The following is a 23,430-nucleotide window of genomic DNA, read 5'->3' as shown; positions in this document are numbered from 1 at the left end:
GGGTCAGTGGCGGTAGGCGGTGCTTCCGGCCCGCGCGGCCCTGACCAGCAGGCCGAGCTGCAGCATGCCGGTGAGGCCCAGCTTGCGGTAGATGTTGCGCAGGTGGTTGCGCACGGTGTTCTCGGAGATGTCTAGGCGGCGGGCGATGGATTTGTAGCACAGCCCATCGCTCACCAGATTGGCCACCTCGCGCTCGCGTTCGCTGAGCACATCGAGTCCGGTCTTCCCCCCGTCGGCCAACGATGAAGGGGGGCTGGTGTCGTTGGACACCAGCTGGAAGATGATGGCCTCCAGCACCCGCCGCTCGGCCCACAGCCCGTCCTCGCTCATCAGGCGCACGGCGCGGCGCACGAGGGAGGCCTCCGCGCCGCGGTGGAGGTGGCCGTGTGCCCCGGCCTTGATGGCTGCGACGGCCTCTTCGAGCGAGTCATCGGCGGTGACCGCCATGACCCTCAGGTCGGGATAGGTCTGGTGAATCTGACCAAGGCCCCGGGGGCCGCCAATCAGGTCGAGGTCCAGTAGCAGGCTGATCGGACGGTGATTGCGGATCGCTATCTCGAGCTCACGCACGCTGGCGGCGGTGCGTGGCTCGGCCAGCGGCGCGAGCGCCTCCACCCATCGCCGGAGCAGGTGTGGGTCGGCCGTGGCGACGACGATCGGTCCGAGGGTGCGATCGATGTCCATGGGGGAGGCCGCTCTCCTGCAAGGATGGTCATGGGGATGAGGCAAGCGATCTGCACGCTCTGATCACCCTCAATTCATAGCACAACCTCCGGGATGTGGGCTGGCCTCAGCCGCCCCGGCACTTGGGGGAGGCCTCAACCGTGCCACCCCGCGCAGCCCACTCCTCGGGAGTGAGGGTGTGGAGGGTGATGGCATGCACCGGTCCGGCCAGCTCCTCGGCCAGTGCCTTGTTGACCGCGCGGTGGCGGGCCACGAGCCCCTGGCCCTCGAAGGCGTGGCTGACGAGGGTGATGTGGAAGTGGGAGTTTTCCGCCTTCATCGCATGGCGGTGGCTCTCGTTGACGATAGCCAGGTGTACTGGCAAAAAGCGGGCTTCCAGCTTGGCCTGGATGGTTTCTTGTATGCTCATGTTCCGCTCATTCCGAAGGTTGGGGTAAGAATGGACAGCGCGTTCGGCTGGTTGTTGCTGGTGTTCGTCGCTGCCCTTCCACTTGGCTGGCAGCTGCTGGAGATGCGCCGCGCGGCTCGGGCAAAGGGGCGGCCCGCGCCGGAGCATGCGGAGGTCCCGCGCGAGGGGCTGGCCTTATTCTATTTCCACAGCCCGTTGTGCGGGCCATGCCGGCGCATGACACCAGAGATGCGCGCCTGGGCGGAGGAGGATGAACGGGTGCGGGTGATCGACATCGGCATCAAAGCGGATCTCGCGCGCGCCTTCGGCGTGCGTGTCACGCCGACCGTGGTGATCGTGCGGGATGGCCGCATCGATGCCGTGCTGCTCGGTGCGCGGACGCGTGCCCGGCTGGAGCAGTCCTGCCGCTGAACTGCGGCAGGAAAGCAACAGTCGGCCCGGAACTTCCCTGCGGTATGGCAGCCTAATCTTTCGTAAAATTTTTCTGCCCCCTCTTTCGGAGTACGACACGATGAAGATGCTCTCCGCCATGCTCCTGGGCGCCGGGATGCTGGTCGCCCTGCCCAGCCACGCCGACAGCGGCCAACTCATGCTCGGCGCAGGCCTGGGGGGCGCGCTGGGCGCGGTGGTTGGGCACCAGATCGGTGGTCATGACGGTGCCATTGTCGGCGGGGCGCTGGGCGCTGCGACCGGTGCGGCCGTCGCCTATGACAGCTATGGCCGGCCGGTGCGCTATGTGGAGCGCTACGAGCGTTATCCCGAACCCTACTATGGGCGCGGGCCGGTGACTTATGTCTACGTGGATGATGAGCGCGGCTATGGTCATCGCCACCACCATCACCACCGGCACCATCATGGCTACCGGGATTCCGGCGCGGTGATCATCGTGCGCTGATCCCTGCGCGCTGCCCCGGCAAGGGGCCGCTTCGGGAGGCGCTGAACAAATGATTCTCCCTCTCCCCCTTCAAGGGGAGAGGATAACCCGTTCAAACTCCATCCCCCTCTCCCTAACCCTCCCCCACCAGGGGGGAGGGGACGTGCCGCATTCCAGGTCTTTCGGCGTCTCCCCTGGTGCGGCCCTTTCTTATGTGTGGCGTCGGATGACCTCCAGAAACGCCTCACCATAGGCATCGAGTTTGCGTTGCCCCACCCCCGGCAGTTCGGCCAGGGTGGACAGGCTGTGCGGCCGGGCCTCCATCATCGCCATCAGGGTGGCGTCGTGGAAGATGACGTAGGGCGGCACGCCCTGTTCCTGCGCGAGCTCGCGCCGCCTGGCGCGCAGGGCGTCCCACAGCGCGTGGTCGGCCCCGGGGGGCAGGGTACGGCCGTGGGCAGCGTGTTTCGCGCTGCGCGCGGGTCGGACATCCTTGCGCAACCACAGCGGCTCGTCGCCGCGCAGCACCGGGCGGCAGGCCTCGGTCAGGCGCAGGCCGCCGTGCCCCTCCAGATCCACCGCCAGTAGCCCGCGCGCGATCAGCTGGCGGAACAGGCCGCGCCAGCCGGCGGCGTTCAGCTCGGTGCCAATGCCGAAGGTGCTGATCCGATCATGGCCGTTGCGCTGGATGCGCTCGTCCGTCTTGCCCAGCAGTACATCCACGAGATAGGTCACGCCGAAGCGCTGGCCGGTGCGGTGCACGCAGGAGAGGGCCTTCTGCGCCGGGATGGTGGCATCCCAGGTGGCGGGCGGGGCAAGGCAGGTGTCGCAGTTGCCGCAGGGCTCGCTCAAGGGCTCGCCGAAGTAGGCGAGCAGGGCCTGGCGGCGGCAGGTGGTGAGCTCGCACAGGCCGAGCATGGCATCCAGCTTGTGGCGCTCGACCCGCTTGTGCTCATCGCCCGCCTCGGAGGCCTCCAGCATCTGCCGCAGGGTGATGACATCCTGCAGGCCGTAGCTCATCCAGGCGTCGGCGGGCAGGCCGTCGCGCCCGGCGCGGCCGGTCTCCTGGTAGTAGGCCTCGATGCTCTTGGGCAGGTTGAGGTGGGCGACGAAGCGCACGTTCGGTTTGTCGATCCCCATGCCGAAGGCGATGGTGGCCACCATCACCAACCCTTCCTCGTTGAGGAAGCGGGCCTGATGCCGCTCGCGGACCTCGGCTGGAAGGCCGGCGTGGTAGGGCAGGGCGGGGAGACCACGGGCCACCAGCCAGTCGGCCACCTCCTCGACCTTCTTGCGCGAGAGGCAGTAGACGATGCCCGCCTCGCCCGCGTGTTCCTCGCGGATGAAGCGCAGCAGGGCCTCGCGCGCGTTGCCGTCGCCCTGGGCGATGCGGTAGCGGATGTTGGGCCGGTCGAAGCTCGAGATGAATACCCGCGCGCCCGTGAGCCCCAGGCGGGTGATGATCTCGCGCCGGGTGGGCTCGTCCGCGGTGGCGGTGAGGGCGATGCGCGGCACCTGCGGGAAGCGCTCGTGCAGGATGGAGAGCTGGATGTACTCCGGGCGGAAGTCGTGCCCCCATTGCGAGACGCAGTGCGCCTCGTCGATGGCGAACAGGGCGAGCGGGGTCTGCGCCAGCAACTCCAGCGTCCGCCCGTTCAACAGCCGCTCGGGGGCGACGTAGAGCAGGTCGAGCTCGCCCATCAGGAGCTGTTGCTCAATCGCGCGTGCTTCACTGGGCGCGAGGGTGGAGTTCAGGTAGGCCGCACGTACGCCGGCCTGGCGCAGGGCGGCTACCTGGTCCTGCATCAGCGCGATCAGGGGGGAGATCACGATGCCGGTGCCGGGGCGGGCGATGGCGGGGATCTGGTAGCACAGCGACTTGCCGCCGCCGGTCGGCATCAGCACCAGCGCATCCTCCCCCGCCATCAGGGTGGCAATGACCTCGTCCTGCGGTGCGCGAAAGCGCTCGTAGCCGAAGGTGTCACGCAGGATGTCGAGGGGCTGGAGGGCGTTCATGGACGGGCGTATTGCTGCAGGAAGCGGTCGAGCTGGTTGGCGAAGGCCTGCCGGTCAGCCTGGCTGAGCGGGGCGTGACCGCCGGTGTGGACGCCCGCGTCGCGGAGTTGTTCCAGCATGTCACGGACGCGCAGGCGCTCGCGGATGGTGCCGCTATCGTAGCGTTCGCCACGCGGATTGATGGCGTGACCGCCCTTCGCCAGCACCTCCCCGGCCAGCGGGATGTCGGCGGTGACGACGAGATCGCCCGCCTGTACCCGGCGCACGATCTCCGCGTCAGCCTCGTCGAACCCTCCGGGTACCACCAGGGCACGGATGTAGGGCGAGCGCGGCACGCGCAGTGGCTGGTTGGCTACCAGCACCAGCGGCAGCTTCACCCGTTCGGCGGCGCGGTAGAGGATGTCCTTGATGGCGTTGGGACAGGCGTCGGCATCGACCCAGAGGTGCATAAGGTGACTCGGCATGGTGAAAAAACAACCAAGGGGCCCCTCGAGAACGCCCACTCTGTGGCCCGGCTGCATTGAAATGGTAAATTAATCACGCCTCCACCTCAGCAGAGACCAAACCATGAACATCCTGACCGTATCCGCGCTGGCCCTGGGCGCAGGCCTTTCTTCCGCCGTGTGGGCGGGGACCGGCGAGACCATGCTGGGGGCGGGGGTCGGTGGCGCGCTCGGGGCAGTGGTCGGCGAGCAGGTCGGCGGCCAGACTGGGGCGATCGTCGGTGCCGGTGTGGGCGCGGCGGCAGGCGCGGCGCTGACCACGGACGGCCACGATGGCCGCCGGGTCGTGGTGCGCGAGCCAGTCTGTGTCGGCCCGCACGACAACGGCCTGCACCGCGGTCATCACAAGCACAAGCACCATCACGACGACTGAGCCGTCGCGCTAGAGCGCGGGCGATGAAAACGAGGAGGCCGCGCAAGGCGGCCTCCTCGGCGGCGCGAGGGCAGTCGTCAGACCTTGCGGTAGACCTCCGCGCCAGTTTTGACGAACTGCACGGCCTTCTCCTCCATCCCCTTCTTCAGTGCCTCCTGCTCGTCCACGCCGAGGCTCGCGGCATAGTCGCGCACGTCCTGGGTGATCTTCATCGAGCAGAAGTGCGGGCCGCACATGGAGCAGAAGTGGGCCACCTTGGCGTTCTCCTGCGGCAGGGTCTCGTCGTGGTACTCGCGGGCGCGGTCCGGGTCGAGGCCGAGGTTGAACTGGTCCTCCCAGCGGAACTCGAAGCGTGCCTTGGACAGGGCGTTGTCGCGGATCTGTGCGCCGGGGAAGCCCTTGGCAAGGTCGGCGGCGTGGGCGGCGAGCTTGTAGGTGATGATGCCCTCGCGCACGTCCGCCTTGTTCGGCAGGCCGAGGTGCTCCTTCGGGGTGACGTAGCAGAGCATGGCGGTGCCGAACCAGCCGATCTGCGCCGCGCCGATACCGGAGGTGATGTGGTCGTAGCCGGGGGCGATGTCGGTGACCAGGGGGCCGAGGGTGTAGAAGGGGGCCTCGAAGCAGTCTTCCAGCTCCTTGTCCATGTTCTCCTTGATCATCTGCATCGGCACGTGGCCGGGGCCCTCGATCATCACCTGCACATCGTGTTCCCAGGCCTTCTTGGTCAGCTCCCCCAGGGTCTCCAGCTCGCCGAACTGGGCCGCGTCGTTGGCGTCCATGATCGAGCCGGGGCGCAGGCCGTCGCCCAGGGAGAAGCTCACGTCATACGCCTTCATGATCTCGCAGATCTCGTCGAAGTGCGTGTAGAGGAAGTTCTCCTTGTGGTGTGCCAGGCACCACTTGGCCATGATCGAGCCGCCGCGGCTGACGATGCCGGTGACGCGGTTGGCGGTCAGCGGCACGTAGCGCAACAGCACCCCGGCGTGGATGGTGAAGTAGTCCACGCCCTGCTCGGCCTGTTCGATCAGGGTGTCGCGGAACAGCTCCCAGGTCAGTTCCTCGGCCTTGCCCTTGACCTTCTCCAGCGCCTGGTAGATCGGTACGGTCCCGACCGGGACCGGGCAGTTGCGGATGATCCACTCGCGGGTCTCGTGGATGTGCTTGCCGGTGGAGAGGTCCATCAGCGTGTCGCCGCCCCAGCGGGTGGACCAGACCATCTTCTCCACCTCCTCGGCGATGGAGGAGGTGGTGGCGGAGTTGCCGATGTTGGTGTTGATCTTCACCCGGAAGTTGCGGCCGATGATCATCGGCTCAAGCTCGGTGTGGTTGATGTTGGCCGGGATGATGGCGCGCCCGCGGGCGATCTCCTGGCGCACGAATTCGGGGGTGATCTCATCGGGGATCTTGGCGCCAAAGCTCATCCCCGGGTGCTGGCGCAGCAAATCCTTGTAGCGTGGGTCCTCGCGCAGCTCCTGCAGGCGCAGGTTCTCGCGGATGGCGACGAACTCCATCTCCGGGGTGATGATGCCGCGGCGGGCGTAGTGCATCTGGGTGACGTTGCACCCGGCCTTGGCGCGGCGCGGCGGGCGGATGTGCTCGAAGCGCAGGTGGGCGGTCTTGGGGTCCTGGGCGCGGGCGCGGCCGAACTCGGAGGTGGGGCCATCCAGCAGCTCGGTGTCACCGCGCGCCTCGATCCAGCCGCGCCGCACCTCGGGCAGCCCCTTGAGCAGGTCGATGGAAACGCTCGGGTCGGTGTACGGGCCCGAGGTGTCGTAGACATAGATCGGCGGATTCGGCTCCAGCCCGCCGTTGATGCGGGTCGGGGTCTGGCTGATCTCGCGCATCGGCACGCGGATGTCCGGGGTCGAGCCCTCGACAAAGATCTTGCGCGAGCCGCTGAAGGGCTTGGTGACCTCAGCGGAAAGCTGGGCGGATTTCTTGAAGATGTCTTCGGCGACGGCGGCCATGCGCGTGTCCTCATGAATGGGGCGCAGGGCAGCGGACGGGATGAGGCGTGCGCGGCTTCCCTACGCCGGTGTGATCCGGATCAGGTTCGAAGGGTCTCTCTCAGCGCCACAGGCTTAGCCGTGGCGCACCCCTAGCCAATGGCAGTCACGTTAGCGGAGGGGGGGGCGGGATGCAAGCAAAAAGGCGCCAAGCCCTTGAATTTTTGGGGTAGGCCAGTCAGTCAAGGCGCGCCTTCAGGGCCTCGCAGACGGTTTCGAGGATGCGGATGCGACCGTAGCGTTTGTCCTCGGTGGGGATGAGGTGCCAGGGGGCCTCGGGGCTGTCGGTGCGGAGCACCATCTCGTTGACCGCCTGTTCGTAGAGCGGGCGTTTTTCGCGGTTGCGCCAGTCCTCGGGGGTGATCTTGTACTGCTTCCAGGGGGTGTTCTGGCGCTCCTCAAAGCGGCGCAGCTGCTCCTCGGGGGAGATGTGCAGCCAGAACTTCAGCACCAGGCCGTTGTGGGCGGCGAGCTGGGCCTCGAACTGGTTGATCTCGTGGTAGGCGCGCTGCCATTCCGCCGGGGTGCACAGCCCTTCGACCCGTTCCACCAGCACGCGCCCATACCAGGAGCGGTCGAACACGGCGACGCGCCCTGCGCGTGGAATCTGCCGCCAGAAGCGCCACAGGTAGTGGTGTTCGAGCTCGTGCGAGCTGGGCGCGCCATAGGGAATGACGCGGTAGAGGCGGGCGTCCATGCAACCGGCCAGGCGCTGGATGGCCCCGCCCTTGCCGGCGGCGTCCCAGCCCTCGAAGACGAGGTGGGTGGTCAGCTTGGCCCCGTGCGCCCGCCAGAGCTGCTGGCGCAGCTGGTCGCGCAGTTGGGCGAGGCGCTTTTCATAGCGGGCGTCGCTGAGTTTGGCACCGAGATCCACCCGGTCGAGCACGGTTACCCGGGCGCTCTCGGCCTTGGGCAGGGCCGGTTCGGGCGGGGGCAGGGGGCGCTCGCGGCGTTCCCTGTGCGTCTGGTGTTCCTTCAGCCGCTTCTCCATCGCCTCCAGCAGGGTGTAGCCGGTGGCGAGGTCGCGGTAGCGGGTATCCGCCGCCTCGATGATGAACCACGGGGCATCGGCGGTGTCCGTGCGGCGCAGGATACGCTCGGCCCAGGTCTTCAACAGCTTGCGGCCCTTGAGCGCGGCGGCGGCCGAGGGCCAGCGGTCGTCGGGGGTGCGGTGCTCATGGGCCAGACGCGCCTCCTGCTCCTTGCGTGGCAGGTGATACCAGAACTTGAGGATGAGGGTGCGGTCGGCGGCGAGCAGGCCTTCGGTGTGCAGCACGGGGGCCAGGCGCGCCTCGAGCGTCTCCGGCTCGAGCTCCTTGTGCACCCCGTCGGTGAGGATGTCGCGGTACCAGCCACCGAGAAAGATCGCCATCTCGCCGGCGCCCGGCAGGGCCCGCCAGAAGCGCCAGAAGTAGGGGCGCTCGCGTTCCTCGTCGGAGGGGTCCCAGAAGATGTGGGTCTGGATGCCGCGCGGGTCCAGCCACTCGTGCAGGCGGTTGGCAATCTCCGCCCGGCCGGAGCCGTCCATGCCCTCGATGATCACCAGGGTGGCGAGGCCAGCCTCGCGCAAGGCGCGCTGTGCCTCGAGCAGGCGTGTGCGCAGCTGGGGCAGCTCGCGCTTGTAGTCGGCCTTGCCCACCCTGCGCCCGATCTCCGCTGTGTTGAGCATCCGCAGGTCTCCTCAATCTCTTGCCGGGGCAGGGTAAACCCCTTAACCTTCGCCGGATAGTCCTTATGTTTCCGGAATATAGCGTCCCATGTCAGCGCTGAACGTCGAACAGGCCCGTTTCAATATGGTCGAGCAGCAGGTCCGCCCCTGGGATGTGCTCGACTTTCGCGTCCTTGATACCCTGCGCGCCGTGCGCCGCGAGGACTTCGTTCCGCAGGCCCTGCGCGCCCAAGCCTTCTCCGACGTGATGCTGCCGATCGGCCATGGGCAGGTGATGATGCCGCCGGTGGTGGAGGGGCGCATGTTGCAGGCGCTGGCCGTGCAGCCCGGCGAGCAGGTGCTGGAGATTGGCACCGGTACCGGCTTCACGGCCGCCTGCCTGGCGCACATGGGCGGGCAGGTGACCAGCGTCGACATCTTTCCCGCTTTCATCGAGGCCGCACGCGCCCGCCTGCCGGGCGTCACCCTGGCGACCGGCGATGCCAGCGCCGGCTGGGATGACGGCAAACGGTACGATGTGATTGCCATCACCGGTGCCATGGCGGAGGTGCCCGAAAGCTACCGGCTCAAGCTCAACGACGGTGGTCGTCTGTTCGTTATCGTTGGCGAGGCCCCCATCATGCAGGCCCTGCTGATCACCCGCGAGGGCGAGGACAGCTGGGCCTGCGAGAGCCTGTTCGAAACCTGCCTGCCGCATCTCATTCACGCCGAGCCCAAGCCGGATTTCACCTTCTGAGCGCAGGCTGAAAGGGCGGCCCGAGGAGGCCCGATCATGCGAAAATCTCTGCCCCTGTCAGGAATGCTGCTCCTGGGCTGGGCGATGGCTGCCCACGCCGAAGGACTGGTGGATGTCTACCGCCTGGCTGAGCAGAACGATGCCAACCTGCGTGCCGCCGCCCAGGCCCGCCTTGCCACGCGCGAGGCCTATCCGCAGGCTCGCGCCCAACTCCTGCCGAACGTCGCCCTCAATGCCGGCCTGACCCGGGACTGGCTGGAATACCCCAACATGCCGGCGCGGGATGGCAGCTTCACCGGCAAGAACTACACCGTGAGCCTCAGCCAGCCGCTGTTCGACCGCGCCCGGCTCACCGCCCAGGATCAGGCGGAGCTCATCGCCCGTCAGGCCGACCTCGACTTTGCCAACAGTCAGCAGGAATTGCTGCTGCGTGCCTCCGAGGCGTATTTCGCCGTCCTGCGCGCCCAGGCAGAGCTGAATCTCGCCGAGGCCGATCTCGCGGCCAACGAGAGCCGCCTGGCGCAGACCGAGAAACGCTTCGAGGTGGGGCTGATCGCCATCACGGACCTCGCCGATGCGCGCGCCGCGCGTGATCAGTCCCTGGCCCGCCGGATCGGCGCCGAGGCCAATCTCGCCAATGCCCGCGAAGCCCTGCGGGTGCTGACCGTGCAGGAGGTGGCGAGCCTGGATGACGTGCGCGCTGATCTTGCCACCGCCCGTCCCGATCCGGTCGATCCCGCCGCCTGGGTGAAGTTTGCCGAGGAACAGAACCTGGCCCTGCAGAGCGCCCGCATGGGGCTGGACATCGCCCGGCAGGAGATCGAGAAACAGCGTTCAGGGCACTATCCCACGGTCAGCCTGAACGCCTCCTACGGCTACCAGGACACCCAGTTTGCCGGCACCCCGCTGAAGAACTACGACACCCGCGTGGGGGTGCAGCTGAACGTCCCGCTCTACGCGGGCGGCGGGGTGGATGCCCGGGTGCGGGAGGCGACCTACAAGCTCCAGCGCGCGCAGGACCTGTACGAGGCAGGCCTGCGTGACACCACCCGTGCCACCCGCGATGCCTTCCGTGCCGTGACCAGCAAGATCAGCGAGATCGCGGCCTTCGAGCAGGGGGTGAAGTCCGCCGAGACCCAGCTCGCCGCCAACGAGGCGGGGTATGAGGTGGGCACGCGCACCATCGTCGATGTCATCACCGCCCAGACCCTGCTCACCCAGGCGCGGCGCAACCTGTTCAACGCGCGCTACGATTACCTGCTCGCCACCCTGCGCCTCAAGCGCGCCGCAGGCACCCTGCAACTGGCCGACCTCGAGGCCCTGCAGCGCGAGCTGCGCTGAAGGCGCGCCATCGGCTCCGAAGGGTCGGGGCCGCGTTGAGCTTCTTCTCATGTCTGACCGTCTAGCTTGGCTTTCCCCCCGCCAGTGGCCGCTGGCCTTCGGGCTCGGCCTGCTCTGGCTGGCCGCGCAACTGCCCTTGCCGCTGGCCCAGGGCTTTGGCCGCGGGCTGGGGCTGCTCGCTTGGGCGGTGCTGCCCAGCCGCCGGCGCATTGTCCGGCAGAACCTTGCGCTCTGTTTTCCCGCGCTGGATGAGGCCGAACGGCACCGGCTGGAGCGGGCGAGTTTTGCCTCCGCGGGGATGGGCCTGATCGAAGGCGGGATCGCCTGGTGGGGCCGGGCTGAGCGCCTGCCGGTGCGCTACGAGGGACTGGAGCATCTCACGGCGGCGCGCGCCGAGGGGCGGGGTGTGCTGCTGCTCGGGGCCCACTTCACCGCGCTGGAGATGGGGGGGCGTCTGATGGCGTTGAAGGTTCCGATGAACACGGTGTACAAGGCCGCCAAGAACCCGCACTTCGATGCGGTGATGCGCGCGCGGCGCGCGCGCTACTTTGGCGAGCTGATTGCCAACGACAACCTGCGCGGCATGCTCAAGGTGCTCAAGGAGGGCGGCATCTGCTGGTATGGCGCGGACCAGGACTTTGGCCCGGAGGCCAGCGTGTTCGCCCCCTTCTTTGGGGTGCCGACCGCGACCCTCACCCTCACCTCCAAGATCGTCGAGCGCTCCCAGGCCAAGGTGGTCTTCATCTACCCCGAGCGGCTGCCCCGGGCGCAGGGGTATGTCATGCACCTCGTGCCGGTGCCGGAGATCCCGAGCGGCGATGTGGTTGCGGACGCCACAGTCTACAACGCCCTGATCGAACGCTTCGCCCGCCACCGTCCCGCGGACTATTTCTGGCTGCACCGCCGCTTTAAGACCCGCCCGGAAGGCGTGTCGTCCCCCTACCTGTAGGAGGCCCGCCCACCAGGCTGTGTCAAAACCCTTTGACACAGCCTGGGAAGGCGAGCCATGGACGGCTCGCGCGAGAATCAATCACGATAAGTAATTGATTCTCGGAGGCCGTCGCGGGCGTGTACCGCGACGAGGCGAGTTTCAAAAGGGCAGGACAGCCCTTTTGAAACAGTCTGCCACGGGCCGATCGTGCCCCGTGTTTCATCGCGCCGGGGGCGGCGCTCCTACGGACTGGGCTGCGGGCCGATGGGGGAAGTGGCAAGCGTCTCCAGCCGTTCAAGAAGCCTTCCTAGCGCCCCGCGGTGGGTTTCAAGCCAGGCCCGGGCGCCCTCGCCCAAGGTCTTGCGTTCGTCGGCATCGTCCATGAGAGCCACGACGGCCTGCCCCAAGCCTTGGGCATCCTCCACCTTCAGTGCGGTCTTGGCCTGGAACATGGCCTCATACACCTCCGCGAAGTTCGCCACCTTCGGCCCACTGATGACCGGCAGGCCCAGGGCCGCGGGCTCCAGCGGGTTGTGCCCGCCATGCGCCACCAGGCTGCCGCCGACGAAGGCGAGATCGCTTGCGGCATAGAAGTCCATCAGCTCGCCGAGGGTGTCGATCACCAGGACCTGGACCGCTGGGTCCCGTGCTGTGGGTGCGGGCTTTGGAGCGCCCCCTCTCCCCCGGCCCCTCCCCCCCGAGGGGGGAGGGGAGGAAAGCCCCTCGCCCTTGAAGGGTGTGGAGTTAGGGAGAGGGTGAACCCTTGAGCATGAGGCGTGGTGTACGTTCGCTGTTTCCATCAGATGCACTCCTTCGCCCACAAAGAGCTCCCCTCCCCCCTCGGGGGGGAGGGGCTGGGGGAGAGGGGGCAACCCAGAGCGCAAGGCAAACCGCAGCCCCGCAGCCTCGATCAGCCGAACCACCTCGCCCACCCGCTCCGGATGCCGGGGGGCGAGCAGAAGCAGGGCGTCGGGGTGCGCGGCCAGAGCCTTTTGGTGTGCCTCGAGCACCTGCGCCTCCTCCCCCGGATGGGTGCTGGCGGCGATCCATACCGGCCGCCCAGTGCCCAACAGCGTCCGCCATTGCTGCCCGCGCAAGACCACCTCGGGGGCCAGTTCCAGATCGAACTTGAGATTGCCAAGTGCCTCGACCCGTGCAGGCGGTGCGCCGAGGGCGATGAAGCGCCCGGCATCCTCCGGCCCGCGGGCGGCGATGAGCGCGAAGCAGGCGAGGGTGTCGCGCACCAGCGGCCTGACCCTGGCATAGCCGCGCATCGAGCGCTCGGACAGCCGGGCATTGGCCAACACCAGAGGAATGCCGCGTTGAGCGCCTTCGGCTGCAAGATTCGGCCACAGCTCGGTTTCCATGATCACGCCGAGGCTTGGACGGGTGCGGGCGAAAAAGCGGCGCACCGCGCCCGGCAGGTCATAGGGTAGGTAGAGGTGTTCAACGCCCTCACCGAACAGCCGTTGAGCCTGCGCCGAGCCGGTCGGGGTGGTGGTGGTGAGCAAGACCGCCCAGTCCGGGTGTCGTGATTGCCAGGCGCGGATGAGTGGCGCGGCGGCGATGACCTCGCCCACGGACACCGCATGCACCCACAGCCGCGGGCGCGCGGGAAGGCGAGGGATGAAGCCAAAGCGTTCCGGGATGCGTTCGCGGTAGGCCGGGTTGGCGCGGCCCTTCCAGCCGAGGCGGGCGAGGGCCAGTGGGGTGGCGAGGGTGAGCAGGGTGGTGTAGAGGCCGCGAGCCATCATGCCTGGGCTTCATGCAGGGCGGCGAGCAGGCGGGCGCTCACCTGTTCGGGCGTCAGGCCGTCGGCAGGCGTGAGGCTGGCGATCGGGGGATGACCCGGGGCCGAGCACACCCCCGTGAGGGCCGGTGCGGTGACGGGGTAGAGGGCAAGACCGGGACGCCCCAAGGCCGCGGCAATGTGCATGAGCCCCGTGTCCACCCCCAACACCCCCTGCGCGCGGGCGAGGATGGCGGCGAGCTCGTTCAGCCCAAGACGCGGCAAAACGATCGCGCCCGCGACCTGGGTGGCGATGCGTAAGGCGCGCTCATGCTCGCGCGGATTGCCCCAGGGCAGAAGCAGGGCCTGCTCGCGCTGGGCCAGGGTCTGGCCGACCGCGATCCAATGGGCCTCGGGCCATTCCTTGTCGATCCGGCTGGTGCCATGCAGGGCCACGACGTAGCGTTCGGGCAGGCCAAGCGGGCTTGGGGGGAGGCGCTCAGCAAGCGTGCTGAGGCCATAGTCCAGGGCCGCGTCGTTCAAAGGGTAGCCCAACGCACCGGCCAAAAGACGCCGGTTGCGCTCGATGGCGTGCAGCCCACGCGGCACATGGACGCGGTGGGTGTAGAACAGGCTCGCCAGTGGCTCGCGGCAGGAGGCCCGGTCATAGCCCCAGCGCGGTCCCCGTGCCCAGCGGGCGAAAAGGGCGCTCTTGACGAGTCCCTGGCTGTCGATCACGGCGTCGTACGCGGTCTCGTCAAGCGCCCGCCGGGCGGCCGCAAGTTCGCGCCAGGTGGCGGCCTCGCCCAGCCGCTTGCGCCAGCGGCGCAGGGCAATCGGGATGACGCGCGCGACGTTCGGGTGCCAGGCCGGCACCGCGGCAAAGCCTTCCTCCACCACCCAGTCGGCGGTCAGTCCCGGGATGGCGCGGGCCGCGTCGGTCAGGGCGGGGAGCATGTGCACCACATCCCCGAGCGAGGAGGTCTTGACGATCAGGATGCGCATCGCGCCTCCAGCATCTCGCGGTAGAGGGCCTCGTGCCGCTTGGCGATGTCGTCCCAGGCGTACCGTGCGGCCACCACCGGTCCATTTTGGGCTAGCCGTGCGCGCAGGGCTTCTTCGGTAAGCAGGCGCTGGATGGCCTGGGCCAGGGCCTGGGCATCGTTGGGATGATCCAAAAGCCAAGCCTCCTTCTCACTCAGGTCGGCGGCCAGGCCGCACCAAGGGGCCCGGCTGACCACCACGGGTAAGCCATGCGCCATCGCCTCCAGTACCACCATGCCGAAGGTGTCCTCGCGCGTGGGATGGATCAAGAGGTCAGCCGTGGCATACACCATGCTCATGGCCCGTTGGGGACCGAGAAAGTGCACCTGGCCCTCCAGCCCCAAGGTGGCTGCAAGCCTGCGGTAGTGGTCGATCTGCCCAGGGTTGCCGCCCACCACGGCCAGATGGGGTCGCAGGGGGAGTGCGGGCGTGGTGTCTCGCAGGGCCTGCAAGACGGTATCCAGGCCCTTGCGCGCAAGATCATTGGCCACGAACAACAGCAGGGGGAAACCTTCGGGCAGCCCCAGCGCCTGCCTCGCCTCGGCCTGCGCAGGGGGCTTATCCGGCAGGGCGACCCCGGGCGGGATCACCGCAAGACAGGCGGCACTCTCGGGATAGCTCGTGGCAACCTCCTCCCGCAAGGTTGCGGACACCGCCACGACCTTCCGCCCCGGACAGGGACTAAAACGGCTCCGTTCAAGCCAGAGATAGGTCGCAAGGCGTGGGCTGGTGGCGATCTTCAGCCAGCGCAACCCCCGCCGCATCCCGCGGATGTCGCCCAGCAGGTTGTGGCGCATGGGACGCACGTGCACGGTCTGCACATCCCCCGCCCAGCCGTTTTCATGGGCGTGGACGATGTCGAACCCCGCCTGCGTGCGGCGATGGGTAAGGAAGGCGAACAGCAGCTGGTTGAGCCAGCGTGGTTTCTTCAGGGCGGGCAGGCGGTGGTAGGTCAGGCTGGGGGCTGGGTGGGCGATGTGCTGGGCGAAGACATGCACCTCATGCCGCGCCGCAAGCCGTTCGGCCAGCGCCACGGCATAGCGCTCCGCCCCTCCGCCCATGGGGTCGAAGTTGCGGGTGAGGATCGCGATGCGCAGGCGTGGTTTCACCGTCGCCCCCGCCGATCCTCGTAACCCGTCCACAGCTTGAGGGCGAATTGCGCCAGGTGAGTGGCCTGGGCCACCAGCACACGGGGGAGATGGAGGAGGTCGTCCGCACCTGCGGCCCGCCCACGCCTTACGGTCACGGCCGTGGCATAGTCTGCCGCGCGCACCATGTCCACGTGCTGGGGGAGAAAACGCCCGTACGGATAGCAGAAATGGCGCACGGGTGCCTGGATAGTGCTTTCCAGCTCGCTGCGGCTTTGCTCGATCTCTATTCGGGCCTCTTCATCGGGCAGCGCGGAGAGATCGACGTGGTGGCGGGTGTGCGCGCCCAGCTCCATCCCGGCGGCGACCCAGTCGGCGAGCTCCGCGGCGGTCATCAAGGGCTTTTGCGGTACCCCTAAAGCGGCATCCCAGTCATTAAAGCCACCGAGTTTGCGGCTTACGGCGTAGCAGGTGGCGGTGAAGCCGTGTGCCTTGAGGATGGGCCGGGCATGCTCAAGGGTGTTGCGGTAACCATCATCAAAAGTGATTCCGACCACCTTGCCGTGGCGCTCACCGTTGAGGTAAGGCACAAGCTCACTCATCGACAGGCCGCGATAGCCCATGCGGCGCAGCAGCCCCATCTGCGCGGCGAAGCGGCGCGGGGATACCACCATACCCCGCATGGGCGTACCCCGCGCGGGTGGGGTGTCGATCTGGTGGTACATCAGGATGGGGATGGGCATGGGGTTACCCCTTGGGGCATTTGTCAGGCAGGCCGACGTCCTCCGGCCGCCCGGCAAGATACCACGCAAGGACGCGACCATACACGGCGGCGCGGGCACGCCGCCTTGGGCTGAGAAAGCCCCCCACAGCCAGGAGCATGAGGTGCGCGAGCGCGTTGCTGGCGGCCTTGAGAAAGAGCAGGGTCAGGGCCAGGGGATAAGCCTTGGGTTGGGTCTTGGCAAAGTAGAGCAGTTTGGAGCGCTGAAATTCGATGCGCGCGGCCGCATGGTAACGCTTGGCCGTGGCGCCCTGGACGTGCACCGCACGCGCCTTCGGCACATGCCAGACCTGCCAGCCATGCCGACGTGCCCGGTGGCACCATTCGGTTTCTTCCAGAAAGAAGAAAAAGTCCTCATCCAAGGGGCCGAAATCCTGCACAGCGGTCATGCGCACGGCGAACAGGGCTCCGATCAGGCTCTCGACCTCCAGCGGTGCCTCGCCACGCGGTCGCCCCGTGTAGCGGGTCGGGGCGAGACGGCGCAACAGCCCCTTGGGTACGACCTCGGCCAGGAGCGTGGGCAGGGGAGCGACGGCGTTCTGCAGGCGGCCATCCTCGTGGATGAGTCGTCCTCCGACGAAGGCGGCACGGGGCAGGGTGTCGAAGGCGGCGGCCAGGGCCTCGAAGGCGCCAGGCTCCAGCCTCGCGTCGTTGTTGAACAGCAGGGCGAATTCGGTGGTCACCTGCCCAAGTCCACGGTTGACCGCGCGGGCAAAGCCCGCATTGCAGCCCATGCGCTCCACGTGACAGGAAGGTGTGCTCGCCACCAGCCGCTCGATCGAATCATCCTTGCTGCCGTTGTCGATGACCACCAGCTGCTCGGCCGGCAGTCCCGCGGCGATCAGCGAGCGCGCGCATGCGGTCAGCATCGCCCCACCGTTGTAATTGACCACGATGACCGTGAAGCGCTGGGCTGCATTCATGGTCGGTAGAGCCGCTTGAGGTGCTTGTAATACGCGCTCTCGGCGCTGGCGATGGCCATGATGAGTCCTTCGCGGCCATCCAGGAATCCGCGCTTGAGCAGGTAGATGCGGATGAAGGCCCACAGCCCTCGGCCTATGGCACCCTTGAGGCTGCTGCGTTTGCCGGCCCGTTCGAGCCGCTCGGCCCCGGCGCGGGTGTAGCGGTTCATCTTCTCGATCATCTGATCGAGGTCACGGATGCTCTCGTGCTGCAGCGGCTGGCGCAGGTAGCCCAAGGGGGGCGTGAAGACGAGCCGTTCATGCACCGCATCTTCGGAGAAACGGGCCTCGCCGCGGCGAAATAGCCGGGCGACGTGATCCGGCCACCAACCGCCATGTCTCAAGGGGCGACCGAGAAAGCTCGACAGCCTTGGGATGGCGTAGACCGCGAAGCGAGGTGAAGCGAGGGTGGCGCGAATCTCCGCGGCAAGCTCGGGCGTCACCCGCTCGTCGGCATCGATGGACAACACCCATTCCCCGGTCGCCAGATCCAAGGCGCGGTTCTTCTGCGGCCCGAACCCCGGCCAGTCGTCGGTGACCACCACCTTGTCGGTGAAACGACGTGCGATCTCGACCGTGCCATCGGTGCTTCCTGCATCCACCACCACGATCTCATCCGCCCACGCGATGGCCTCCAGCGTCGTGGCCAGGCGCTCGGCCTCATTGAGGGTGATGAGGATGACGGAGAGGGTCGGCATGGTCGGCTAACGGGGAAAGCGTGCCGCGGGATGGGCCGACCAGGCCTCGATATCGGCGAGCGGATAGTCGTTGAACAGGCCATAGCCTGCACGGCGCAGGCGTCCTTTCAGGCTGGCGTGAGGGAAGCCGTTGTCTTGCAACACATGCGCGCGGGCAAGATAGTCGCGTTTGAACTCATCCAGGGTGATCCCCCACTTCATGGCAAAGGTGCGGCCGCCCTTGCTGTTTTTGATCCGGCCCGTGCTCTGGCGGGAGAAATGGTAGACCTTGCTGCCGCCCACAACCTCGAAGGTGCGACAGCCTGCCACCCAAAGCTTCATCAGAAAGTCGTCGTCGGAGGCCATGCCCGGGCTGAACTCCAGACTGTAGCCGCCGAGCATGTGAAACCAGCGGCGGCTGAAGAGGGAGGGTTGGGAGGCTGCCCCTTCATGGTTGGGGTAGTTTGTCCGTGCACAATGGCTCAGGAAACGGGGCTCGTCGAAGGCGGTTGAATGGGCACCGCAGTCCAGGGTTTGGATGGCGGGGGAGGTGGAGGGGTAGGGTTCGATCAGGGTCGAGGAGAGATAAATCAGATCGGAGTCGTGGCGTTCGATGGTCTCGAGCAGGGCCGTATCCCAGCCTGGTGCGACCACCATGTCGTCGTTCATGTAAACCAGCCAGTCACGGGAGGCGCGGCTTGCAAGGTGGTTGACGGCAAGGCAGATGCCGATATTGCCTGACGAGTGCGAGAAGTCGATCCCTTCGCTTCTCAGCCAATCCAGGGTGCCATCCGAACCCTCATTGACGTGGATCAGGATCTCATGCGCATGGGCTGAATGCCGCCGGAGGCTGTCGATGCAGAGCTTCAGGCAGGCGAGATTGTTCCAGGTCGGGATCAGGATGCTAAACATGGGAGGGTGTGCCTTCATGGGCTGCATGGGCTTGAAGCATGGCCGCCCACAAAACCGTGACGGTGAAGCCGAAGGCCATGATACCGATCTGATGGCCGAAAAACTTCTGCGTCAGGCCGAAATCGATGATCGCGGTGAGGCTCACCACGCCAGCTACGGCGGCGGCCTTGAGCTCCGGGGCGTGGGCCTTGGCCAGGCGCATGAAGGTGCGCAAGGGCAGGAGGTAGAGCGCAAGCAGGGCCAGAAGGCCGAGCAGGCCGTGTCGAATCCAGTGTTCGATGATCTCGTTGTGGAAATGGGCCTGCTCCAGCACGGGGGCGCGAACCGTGCCCTGATCCACCAAGGCGCGCAGTCGGTCATGGACCTGCGCCTCGCTCAGGCCAAGCAAGCCTGCATCATCGACCAGCATGGCCCCGGCACGCCACAGTTCCAGACGTGCGCCCACGGAGCTTTCGGCCCCCGTGTCCTGATGGAAGGTTTTGACCTCGTGCATGGCCTGATGGATGCGATCAGCGACCCCCGTGGCCGGGATGGTGTAGGCCATAAGCCCCATCAGCGCAAAGCCGATCAGGCTCCCAAGCCACAGGCGGCGGGGAAGGACGGGGGCGTAGTAGCGATAGAGTGCGAATAGGATCACGGGCAGCCCGACCCATCCCCCTCGCGTGCCCGAGAGTAGAGAAGTGACCAGGCCGGCCAGGGAGGCGGCAAGGTAGAGGACCAGCATCCAGCGCGGGCGCCTGGTGTGCAGGGCATGGGCCAGTCCCACCAGGGCCAAAAGGCCCAGGAGCATGGCGACATCGCCGAACATGATCGGGTGCTGGAAGCCTTCAGCACGGGGCATCTCCAGGATAAAGCGCTGGTAAAGGGCGATGCCAAGCCCGCCGAGGGCGCCGAGACTTGCCCCCAGCCAGACGGCCTCGAGCCGGAACGGCCAGCGCCACAGGCCCCAGAGCACCATCAGCAACAAGATCAGGCGACTGGGATTGTCGAGGGTGGCCAGCTTCTCCCCGGTCGCTGCCGTGGATAGCCCGATGACCAGGACATACCCGGCAAAGGCAACGAGCAGCGGCCAGGCGAGGGTGGGGAGGGATGCGCGCCTGCCGGACAGCCAGAGACCTGCGCTGGCGAGCAGTAGGAAGATCGGTCCTACATTGTAGGTATGCCGTGTCACCAGCAACAGGGCGAAGAATGCGACGATGGACGCTGCGGCCCCGTACCGGGCCAGTCCTTGCTGGATGGCGACTTGCATCAGAGGACTTGCAGGACGTCCATGACCTGGCTGGGGTGGATCTCGGAGAGACACCGCGTATGCCCCAGCGGACAAACACGCTTGAAGCACGGCGAGCAATCCAGTCCCAGATACAGCACCTTCGCGCGCTCGGAGAGCGGGGGGGTGTGGGCAGGGGAGGAGGAGCCAAACAGGGCGACGGTGGGGACATCCAAGGCGGCCGCGACGTGCATGAGGCCGGAGTCGTTGGTCACCGCCGCCTGGGCCAGGGCGAGCAGGTCGACCGCATCCTCAAGGCGGGTCTGCCCGCAGAGGTTGCGCACGCCTGCCCCCGCTTGGCTGGTGATGGCCTCGCCTGCCGCGCGGTCCTTGGCGGAGCCCAGGATCCAGACTTGCCGCCCGGATTCGATCAGGCGGCGCGCCAGTTCGGCAAAATGCGCCAAGGGCCATTGCTTGGCCGGGCCGTATTCGGCCCCCGGCATCAGGGCGATCACCGGCAGGGCGGTATCCAGCGAAAGTTCACGCAGCAGGCGCGCCTGGTTCGCAGGGTCCACCGTCAGGCGCGGCCGTAGATAGGGGGGCGGCATGGCGGCATGCGCAGGCAGACCCAGGGCCGTGAAGCGCTGCACGGTCATGGGCAGGCGGGCCTTGTCCAGGGGGCGCATGTCGTTGATCAGGCCATAGCGGTGTTCGCCGCGAAAGCCGGTGCGCTGAGGGATGCCGGCGAAGAAAGGCACGAGGGCGGACTTCAGCGATCCCGGCAGGATGATGGCCTGATCGTAGCGGCCGCGCAGGCGGCGCCCCAGTCGCCAGCGGGTGGCAAGGCCAAACTTCCCGTGGCCGAGGGGCATTTCGATACCCTCATGCACCCCGGGCATGCGGGCCAGGAGAGGCAGTGACCAGCCGGGGGCCAGCACGTCGACCACTGCGCCGGGATGGCGTTGCAGCAGGGTCTGGACCAGGCTGTGGGCCATGACCATGTCGCCCACCCACGCAGGGCCGACAATCAGGATGCGCGGTGCATTCATCCTTGCTGGCTCAGCCAGGCGAGGTAGCGCGGCACGCCTTCTTCCACGCTGAGGAAGGGCGCCGCGTAACCCGCGGCGCGCAGGGCGCGCATGTCGGCCTGGGTGAAGCTCTGGTAGGCGCCCTTCAAATGGTCAGGGAAGGGGATGTATTCGATCTCGCCGCGACCATGGAAGGCGATGACGGCGCGGGCGACGTCGTTGAAGCTCTGCGCCCGGCCCGTGCCGAGGTTGAAGATGCCGCGGACCTCGGGGTGGTCCATCAGCCACAGGTTGACGGCCACGACATCGTCCACATGGATGAAGTCGCGCCGCTGCTCGCCTGGCCCAAAGCCGTCCGAGCCCTCGAACAGGCGGACCTTGCCGCTCTCCAAAAGCTGGCGGTGGAAATGGAAGGCGACGCTGGCCATGCCGCCCTTGTGCTGCTCGCGCGGGCCGTAGACGTTGAAATAGCGCAGCCCCACCACCGGGCTGTGCAGCGGCCCCAGCGCGCGCACGTACTGGTCGAACTGGAACTTGGAGAAGGCGTACACGTTCAGCGGGCGTTCATGCTCGCGCCCTTCCGTGAACACCGGCCCCGCGCCGTAGACGGAGGCCGAGGAGGCATAGAGGAAGGGGATGCGGTGTTTGAGACACCAGTGCAGCAGGGCCTTGGAGTAGTCGTAGTTGGTGGCCATCATGAAGCGCCCGTCCCACTCGGTGGTGGTGGAGCAGGCGCCCTGGTGCAGCACGGCCTCGATCGGGCCGAAGTCGTGCCCCTGCTGGATCAGGGCGAGGAAGTCGTCCTTGTCCAGATAGTCGCGGAAGTTTGCATCGGCCAGATTGACGCATTTGCGCCCATCCTTGAGGTCGTCCACCACCAGGATGTCGGTGATGCCACGGGCGTTGAGCCCCTGCACGATGTTGCTGCCGATAAAGCCGGCGCCGCCGGTGACGATGATCATGGAGTCTCCTGGATACGGGCGATGAGTCCCGAGGTGGAATGGCCTTCGACAAACCCCAAAACCTTCACCTCACCACCGTGGTCGATGACGCATGGGCCCCCCGCGATGTCCTCGGGCCGGTAGTCGCCGCCCTTGACCAGCACATCGGGTTTGAGCCGGCAGATCAGGCGCTCGGGGGTGTCCTCGCTGAAGGGCACCACCCAGTCCACGGAGGACAGCGCCGCCAGCATCAGCATGCGCGTCTCAAGCCCGTTGACCGGGCGCGAGGGACCCTTGAGCCGGCGTACGGAGTCGTCGTCGTTGACCGCCACGATCAGGCGATCGCCGAGCGCGCGGGCCTGGTGCAGGTAGGTGATGTGGCCGGGGTGGAGGATGTCGAAGCAACCGTTGGTCATGACGATGCGCTCGCCCGCCGCCCGCGCCCGGGCGAGGACCTCCAGCAGGCGCTCCTCGTCCATCACCCCGGTCGGTAGCGGGGTGTGCCCCTGCATGGCCTCGGCCAGCTCGTCGAGTGATACGGTGGCCGTGCCGAGCTTGCCGACCACCACCCCCGCGGCGAGGTTGGCCAGCGCGGTGGCCTCGGGCAGGCGCATGCCGGCGGCAAGTCCCGCCGCCAGCACGGCGACCACGGTGTCGCCCGCACCGGTTACATCGAATACCTCGCGGGCGCGGGCGGGCAGGTGCAGGGCGGGTTGGCCGGCGACCAGCAGGGTCATGCCGCGCTCGCTGCGGGTGATGAGCAGGGCGGTCAGGTCGAGCTGATCGCGCAGCGCCTCGCCGCGTGAGACTAGGGTGGCCTCATCCATGCAGGGGCCGGCCACGGCCTCGAATTCAGCCAGATTGGGGGTGAGCACGGTCGCGCCGCGGTAGCGTTCGAAATCCGTGCCCTTGGGGTCGACCACCACCGGCACCCCGGCCGCGCGCGCGGCCTGGATCATCGCCTGCGCATGCTTGAGCGCACCCTTGGCGTAGTCGGAGAGCACCAGCGCCCCCGCGCCCGCCAGTGCGCCCTGCACCGCCTCCGGCATGGCAGCGGCGGATGCGGCGGGGAAGCCGTCCTCGAAGTCGAGGCGGATGAGCTGCTGGTGGCGGCTGATGATGCGCAGCTTGGTGATGGTGCGACTGCCGGGCGCGGCCAGCAGGCGGCAGGCGACCCGGCCCGTCTCCAGCCGTTCGCGCAGGGTGGCTGCCTCGGGATCGTGGCCCACCAGGGCCGCCAGGGTTGCACCGGCGCCCAGTGCGGTGACGTTCAGGGCGACGTTGCCCGCCCCGCCGACGCGCAGCTCGTCGCCCTCCACCTTGACCACCGGCACGGGGGCCTCGGGCGAGATGCGCGAGGTGGCGCCATGCCAGTAGCGGTCGAGCATGACGTCGCCGGCCACGAGCACATGGGCTCGGCTGAAATCGGGCAGGTCGAGGAGCATGATGGGGTGTCGTACGGGCGGTTCTGCATTAAGCTGCCCGGCATTCTAAGTGAATTTGCTTCCGTAGGGTGCGC

General features: G+C 67.5%; 23 protein-coding genes and 1 riboswitch. Of the genes, 6 read left to right on the top strand and 17 right to left on the bottom strand.

Annotation, left to right across the window (positions count from 1 at the left end; all coding sequences use genetic code 11):
- Nucleotides 1-3: 3 nt before the first annotated feature.
- Complete coding sequence (locus V6D91_RS09780) at nucleotides 4-684, bottom strand: response regulator transcription factor (protein ID WP_347320018.1); 681 nt, start codon at nucleotides 682-684, stop codon at nucleotides 4-6.
- 106 nt (nucleotides 685-790) lie between these two features.
- Nucleotides 791-1,093 carry a BolA/IbaG family iron-sulfur metabolism protein gene (locus V6D91_RS09775; RefSeq protein WP_347320016.1) on the bottom strand — a complete coding sequence of 101 codons (303 nt, stop codon included), beginning with the start codon at nucleotides 1,091-1,093 and terminating at the stop codon, nucleotides 791-793.
- Between the two features lie 30 nt (nucleotides 1,094-1,123).
- On the opposite strand from V6D91_RS09775, the gene V6D91_RS09770 reads away from it, so the two are divergent.
- Nucleotides 1,124-1,504, top strand: coding sequence for a thioredoxin family protein (locus tag V6D91_RS09770; RefSeq protein ID WP_347320014.1), 381 nt, complete (start codon nucleotides 1,124-1,126; stop codon nucleotides 1,502-1,504).
- Between the two features lie 100 nt (nucleotides 1,505-1,604).
- Nucleotides 1,605-1,988 carry a glycine zipper 2TM domain-containing protein gene (locus V6D91_RS09765; protein WP_347320012.1) on the top strand — a complete coding sequence of 128 codons (384 nt, stop codon included), beginning with the start codon at nucleotides 1,605-1,607 and terminating at the stop codon, nucleotides 1,986-1,988.
- Between the two features lie 189 nt (nucleotides 1,989-2,177).
- Here the strand turns inward: V6D91_RS09765 and recQ are convergent, their stop codons facing one another.
- Both recQ and V6D91_RS09755 read right to left on the bottom strand, forming a co-directional pair.
- Nucleotides 2,178-3,983 carry a DNA helicase RecQ gene (gene recQ, locus V6D91_RS09760; protein WP_347320010.1) on the bottom strand — a complete coding sequence of 602 codons (1,806 nt, stop codon included), beginning with the start codon at nucleotides 3,981-3,983 and terminating at the stop codon, nucleotides 2,178-2,180.
- A complete protein-coding gene (locus V6D91_RS09755; RefSeq protein WP_347320131.1) occupies nucleotides 3,980-4,432 on the bottom strand; it encodes a YaiI/YqxD family protein in 453 nt (150 codons plus the stop codon). The genes recQ and V6D91_RS09755 overlap by 4 nt, the downstream gene beginning before the upstream one ends.
- Nucleotides 4,433-4,550: 118 nt before the next feature.
- On the opposite strand from V6D91_RS09755, the gene V6D91_RS09750 reads away from it, so the two are divergent.
- Nucleotides 4,551-4,859, top strand: a complete 309-nt coding sequence (locus tag V6D91_RS09750) for a hypothetical protein (RefSeq protein WP_347320008.1) — start codon at nucleotides 4,551-4,553, stop codon at nucleotides 4,857-4,859.
- A gap of 77 nt (nucleotides 4,860-4,936) precedes the next feature.
- On the opposite strand, the gene thiC is transcribed toward V6D91_RS09750, so the two are convergent.
- Both thiC and pap read right to left on the bottom strand, forming a co-directional pair.
- Nucleotides 4,937-6,826 carry a phosphomethylpyrimidine synthase ThiC gene (gene thiC / locus V6D91_RS09745; RefSeq protein WP_347320006.1) on the bottom strand — a complete coding sequence of 630 codons (1,890 nt, stop codon included), beginning with the start codon at nucleotides 6,824-6,826 and terminating at the stop codon, nucleotides 4,937-4,939.
- 40 nt (nucleotides 6,827-6,866) lie between these two features.
- Nucleotides 6,867-6,969, bottom strand: a riboswitch (TPP riboswitch).
- 74 nt (nucleotides 6,970-7,043) lie between these two features.
- Complete coding sequence (pap, locus tag V6D91_RS09740; protein ID WP_347320004.1) at nucleotides 7,044-8,534, bottom strand: polyphosphate:AMP phosphotransferase; 1,491 nt, start codon at nucleotides 8,532-8,534, stop codon at nucleotides 7,044-7,046.
- 88 nt (nucleotides 8,535-8,622) lie between these two features.
- On the opposite strand from pap, the gene V6D91_RS09735 reads away from it, so the two are divergent.
- The 3 genes from V6D91_RS09735 to V6D91_RS09725 are packed head-to-tail and all read left to right on the top strand — an operon-like array spanning nucleotide 8,623 to nucleotide 11,560.
- Entirely contained in the window at nucleotides 8,623-9,270 is a 648-nt protein-coding gene (locus V6D91_RS09735) for a protein-L-isoaspartate O-methyltransferase (RefSeq protein ID WP_347320002.1), read from the top strand.
- A 36-nt stretch (nucleotides 9,271-9,306) separates the two neighbouring features.
- The gene (locus V6D91_RS09730; RefSeq protein WP_347320000.1) at nucleotides 9,307-10,611 is read left to right on the top strand and encodes a TolC family outer membrane protein; all 1,305 of its coding nucleotides are present in this window, start codon (nucleotides 9,307-9,309) and stop codon (nucleotides 10,609-10,611) included.
- A gap of 49 nt (nucleotides 10,612-10,660) precedes the next feature.
- The gene (locus V6D91_RS09725; protein ID WP_347319998.1) at nucleotides 10,661-11,560 is read left to right on the top strand and encodes a lipid A biosynthesis acyltransferase; all 900 of its coding nucleotides are present in this window, start codon (nucleotides 10,661-10,663) and stop codon (nucleotides 11,558-11,560) included.
- Between the two features lie 224 nt (nucleotides 11,561-11,784).
- Here V6D91_RS09725 and V6D91_RS09720 read toward each other — a convergent pair whose 3' ends face one another.
- From V6D91_RS09720 to hldE, 11 genes are read right to left on the bottom strand one after another with little or no spacing between them, the layout of a single operon-like run.
- On the bottom strand, nucleotides 11,785-13,296 hold the full coding sequence (locus V6D91_RS09720) for a 3-deoxy-D-manno-octulosonic acid transferase (protein ID WP_347319996.1): 1,512 nt from the start codon (nucleotides 13,294-13,296) through the stop codon (nucleotides 11,785-11,787).
- Nucleotides 13,293-14,276, bottom strand: coding sequence for a lipopolysaccharide heptosyltransferase I (gene waaC, locus V6D91_RS09715; RefSeq protein ID WP_347319994.1), 984 nt, complete (start codon nucleotides 14,274-14,276; stop codon nucleotides 13,293-13,295). Before waaC ends, V6D91_RS09720 begins: the two co-directional genes overlap by 4 nt.
- Entirely contained in the window at nucleotides 14,264-15,424 is a 1,161-nt protein-coding gene (locus tag V6D91_RS09710; RefSeq protein WP_347319991.1) for a glycosyltransferase family 4 protein, read from the bottom strand. Before V6D91_RS09710 ends, waaC begins: the two co-directional genes overlap by 13 nt.
- Nucleotides 15,421-16,146, bottom strand: a complete 726-nt coding sequence (locus V6D91_RS09705; RefSeq protein ID WP_347319988.1) for a polysaccharide deacetylase family protein — start codon at nucleotides 16,144-16,146, stop codon at nucleotides 15,421-15,423. The genes V6D91_RS09710 and V6D91_RS09705 overlap by 4 nt, the downstream gene beginning before the upstream one ends.
- Before the next feature lie 4 nt (nucleotides 16,147-16,150).
- Nucleotides 16,151-17,107, bottom strand: coding sequence for a glycosyltransferase family 2 protein (locus tag V6D91_RS09700; protein WP_347319987.1), 957 nt, complete (start codon nucleotides 17,105-17,107; stop codon nucleotides 16,151-16,153).
- Nucleotides 17,104-17,844 (bottom strand): glycosyltransferase family 2 protein, encoded by a 741-nt coding sequence (locus V6D91_RS09695; protein ID WP_347319985.1) that lies wholly within the window; start codon nucleotides 17,842-17,844, stop codon nucleotides 17,104-17,106. The genes V6D91_RS09700 and V6D91_RS09695 overlap by 4 nt, the downstream gene beginning before the upstream one ends.
- A gap of 6 nt (nucleotides 17,845-17,850) precedes the next feature.
- Nucleotides 17,851-18,735: a glycosyltransferase gene (locus tag V6D91_RS09690; protein ID WP_347319983.1), complete on the bottom strand. Its 885-nt coding sequence runs from the start codon at nucleotides 18,733-18,735 to the stop codon at nucleotides 17,851-17,853.
- Entirely contained in the window at nucleotides 18,728-19,984 is a 1,257-nt protein-coding gene (locus V6D91_RS09685) for an O-antigen ligase family protein (protein ID WP_347319981.1), read from the bottom strand. Before V6D91_RS09685 ends, V6D91_RS09690 begins: the two co-directional genes overlap by 8 nt.
- Nucleotides 19,984-20,991: a lipopolysaccharide heptosyltransferase II gene (gene waaF / locus V6D91_RS09680; protein ID WP_347319979.1), complete on the bottom strand. Its 1,008-nt coding sequence runs from the start codon at nucleotides 20,989-20,991 to the stop codon at nucleotides 19,984-19,986. The genes V6D91_RS09685 and waaF overlap by 1 nt, the downstream gene beginning before the upstream one ends.
- Nucleotides 20,988-21,932, bottom strand: a complete 945-nt coding sequence (gene rfaD, locus V6D91_RS09675; RefSeq protein ID WP_347319977.1) for an ADP-glyceromanno-heptose 6-epimerase — start codon at nucleotides 21,930-21,932, stop codon at nucleotides 20,988-20,990. The genes waaF and rfaD overlap by 4 nt, the downstream gene beginning before the upstream one ends.
- The gene (hldE, locus tag V6D91_RS09670; protein WP_347319975.1) at nucleotides 21,929-23,356 is read right to left on the bottom strand and encodes a bifunctional D-glycero-beta-D-manno-heptose-7-phosphate kinase/D-glycero-beta-D-manno-heptose 1-phosphate adenylyltransferase HldE; all 1,428 of its coding nucleotides are present in this window, start codon (nucleotides 23,354-23,356) and stop codon (nucleotides 21,929-21,931) included. The genes rfaD and hldE overlap by 4 nt, the downstream gene beginning before the upstream one ends.
- Between the last annotated feature and the right edge of the window lie 74 nt (nucleotides 23,357-23,430).

Source organism: Thiofaba sp. EF100 (genome assembly GCF_039822285.1).
Taxonomy (GTDB): domain Bacteria; phylum Pseudomonadota; class Gammaproteobacteria; order Halothiobacillales; family Halothiobacillaceae; genus Thiofaba.
Note: the sequence above shows the minus strand (reverse complement) of the source record. Positions and strands in the feature narration are given on the sequence as shown.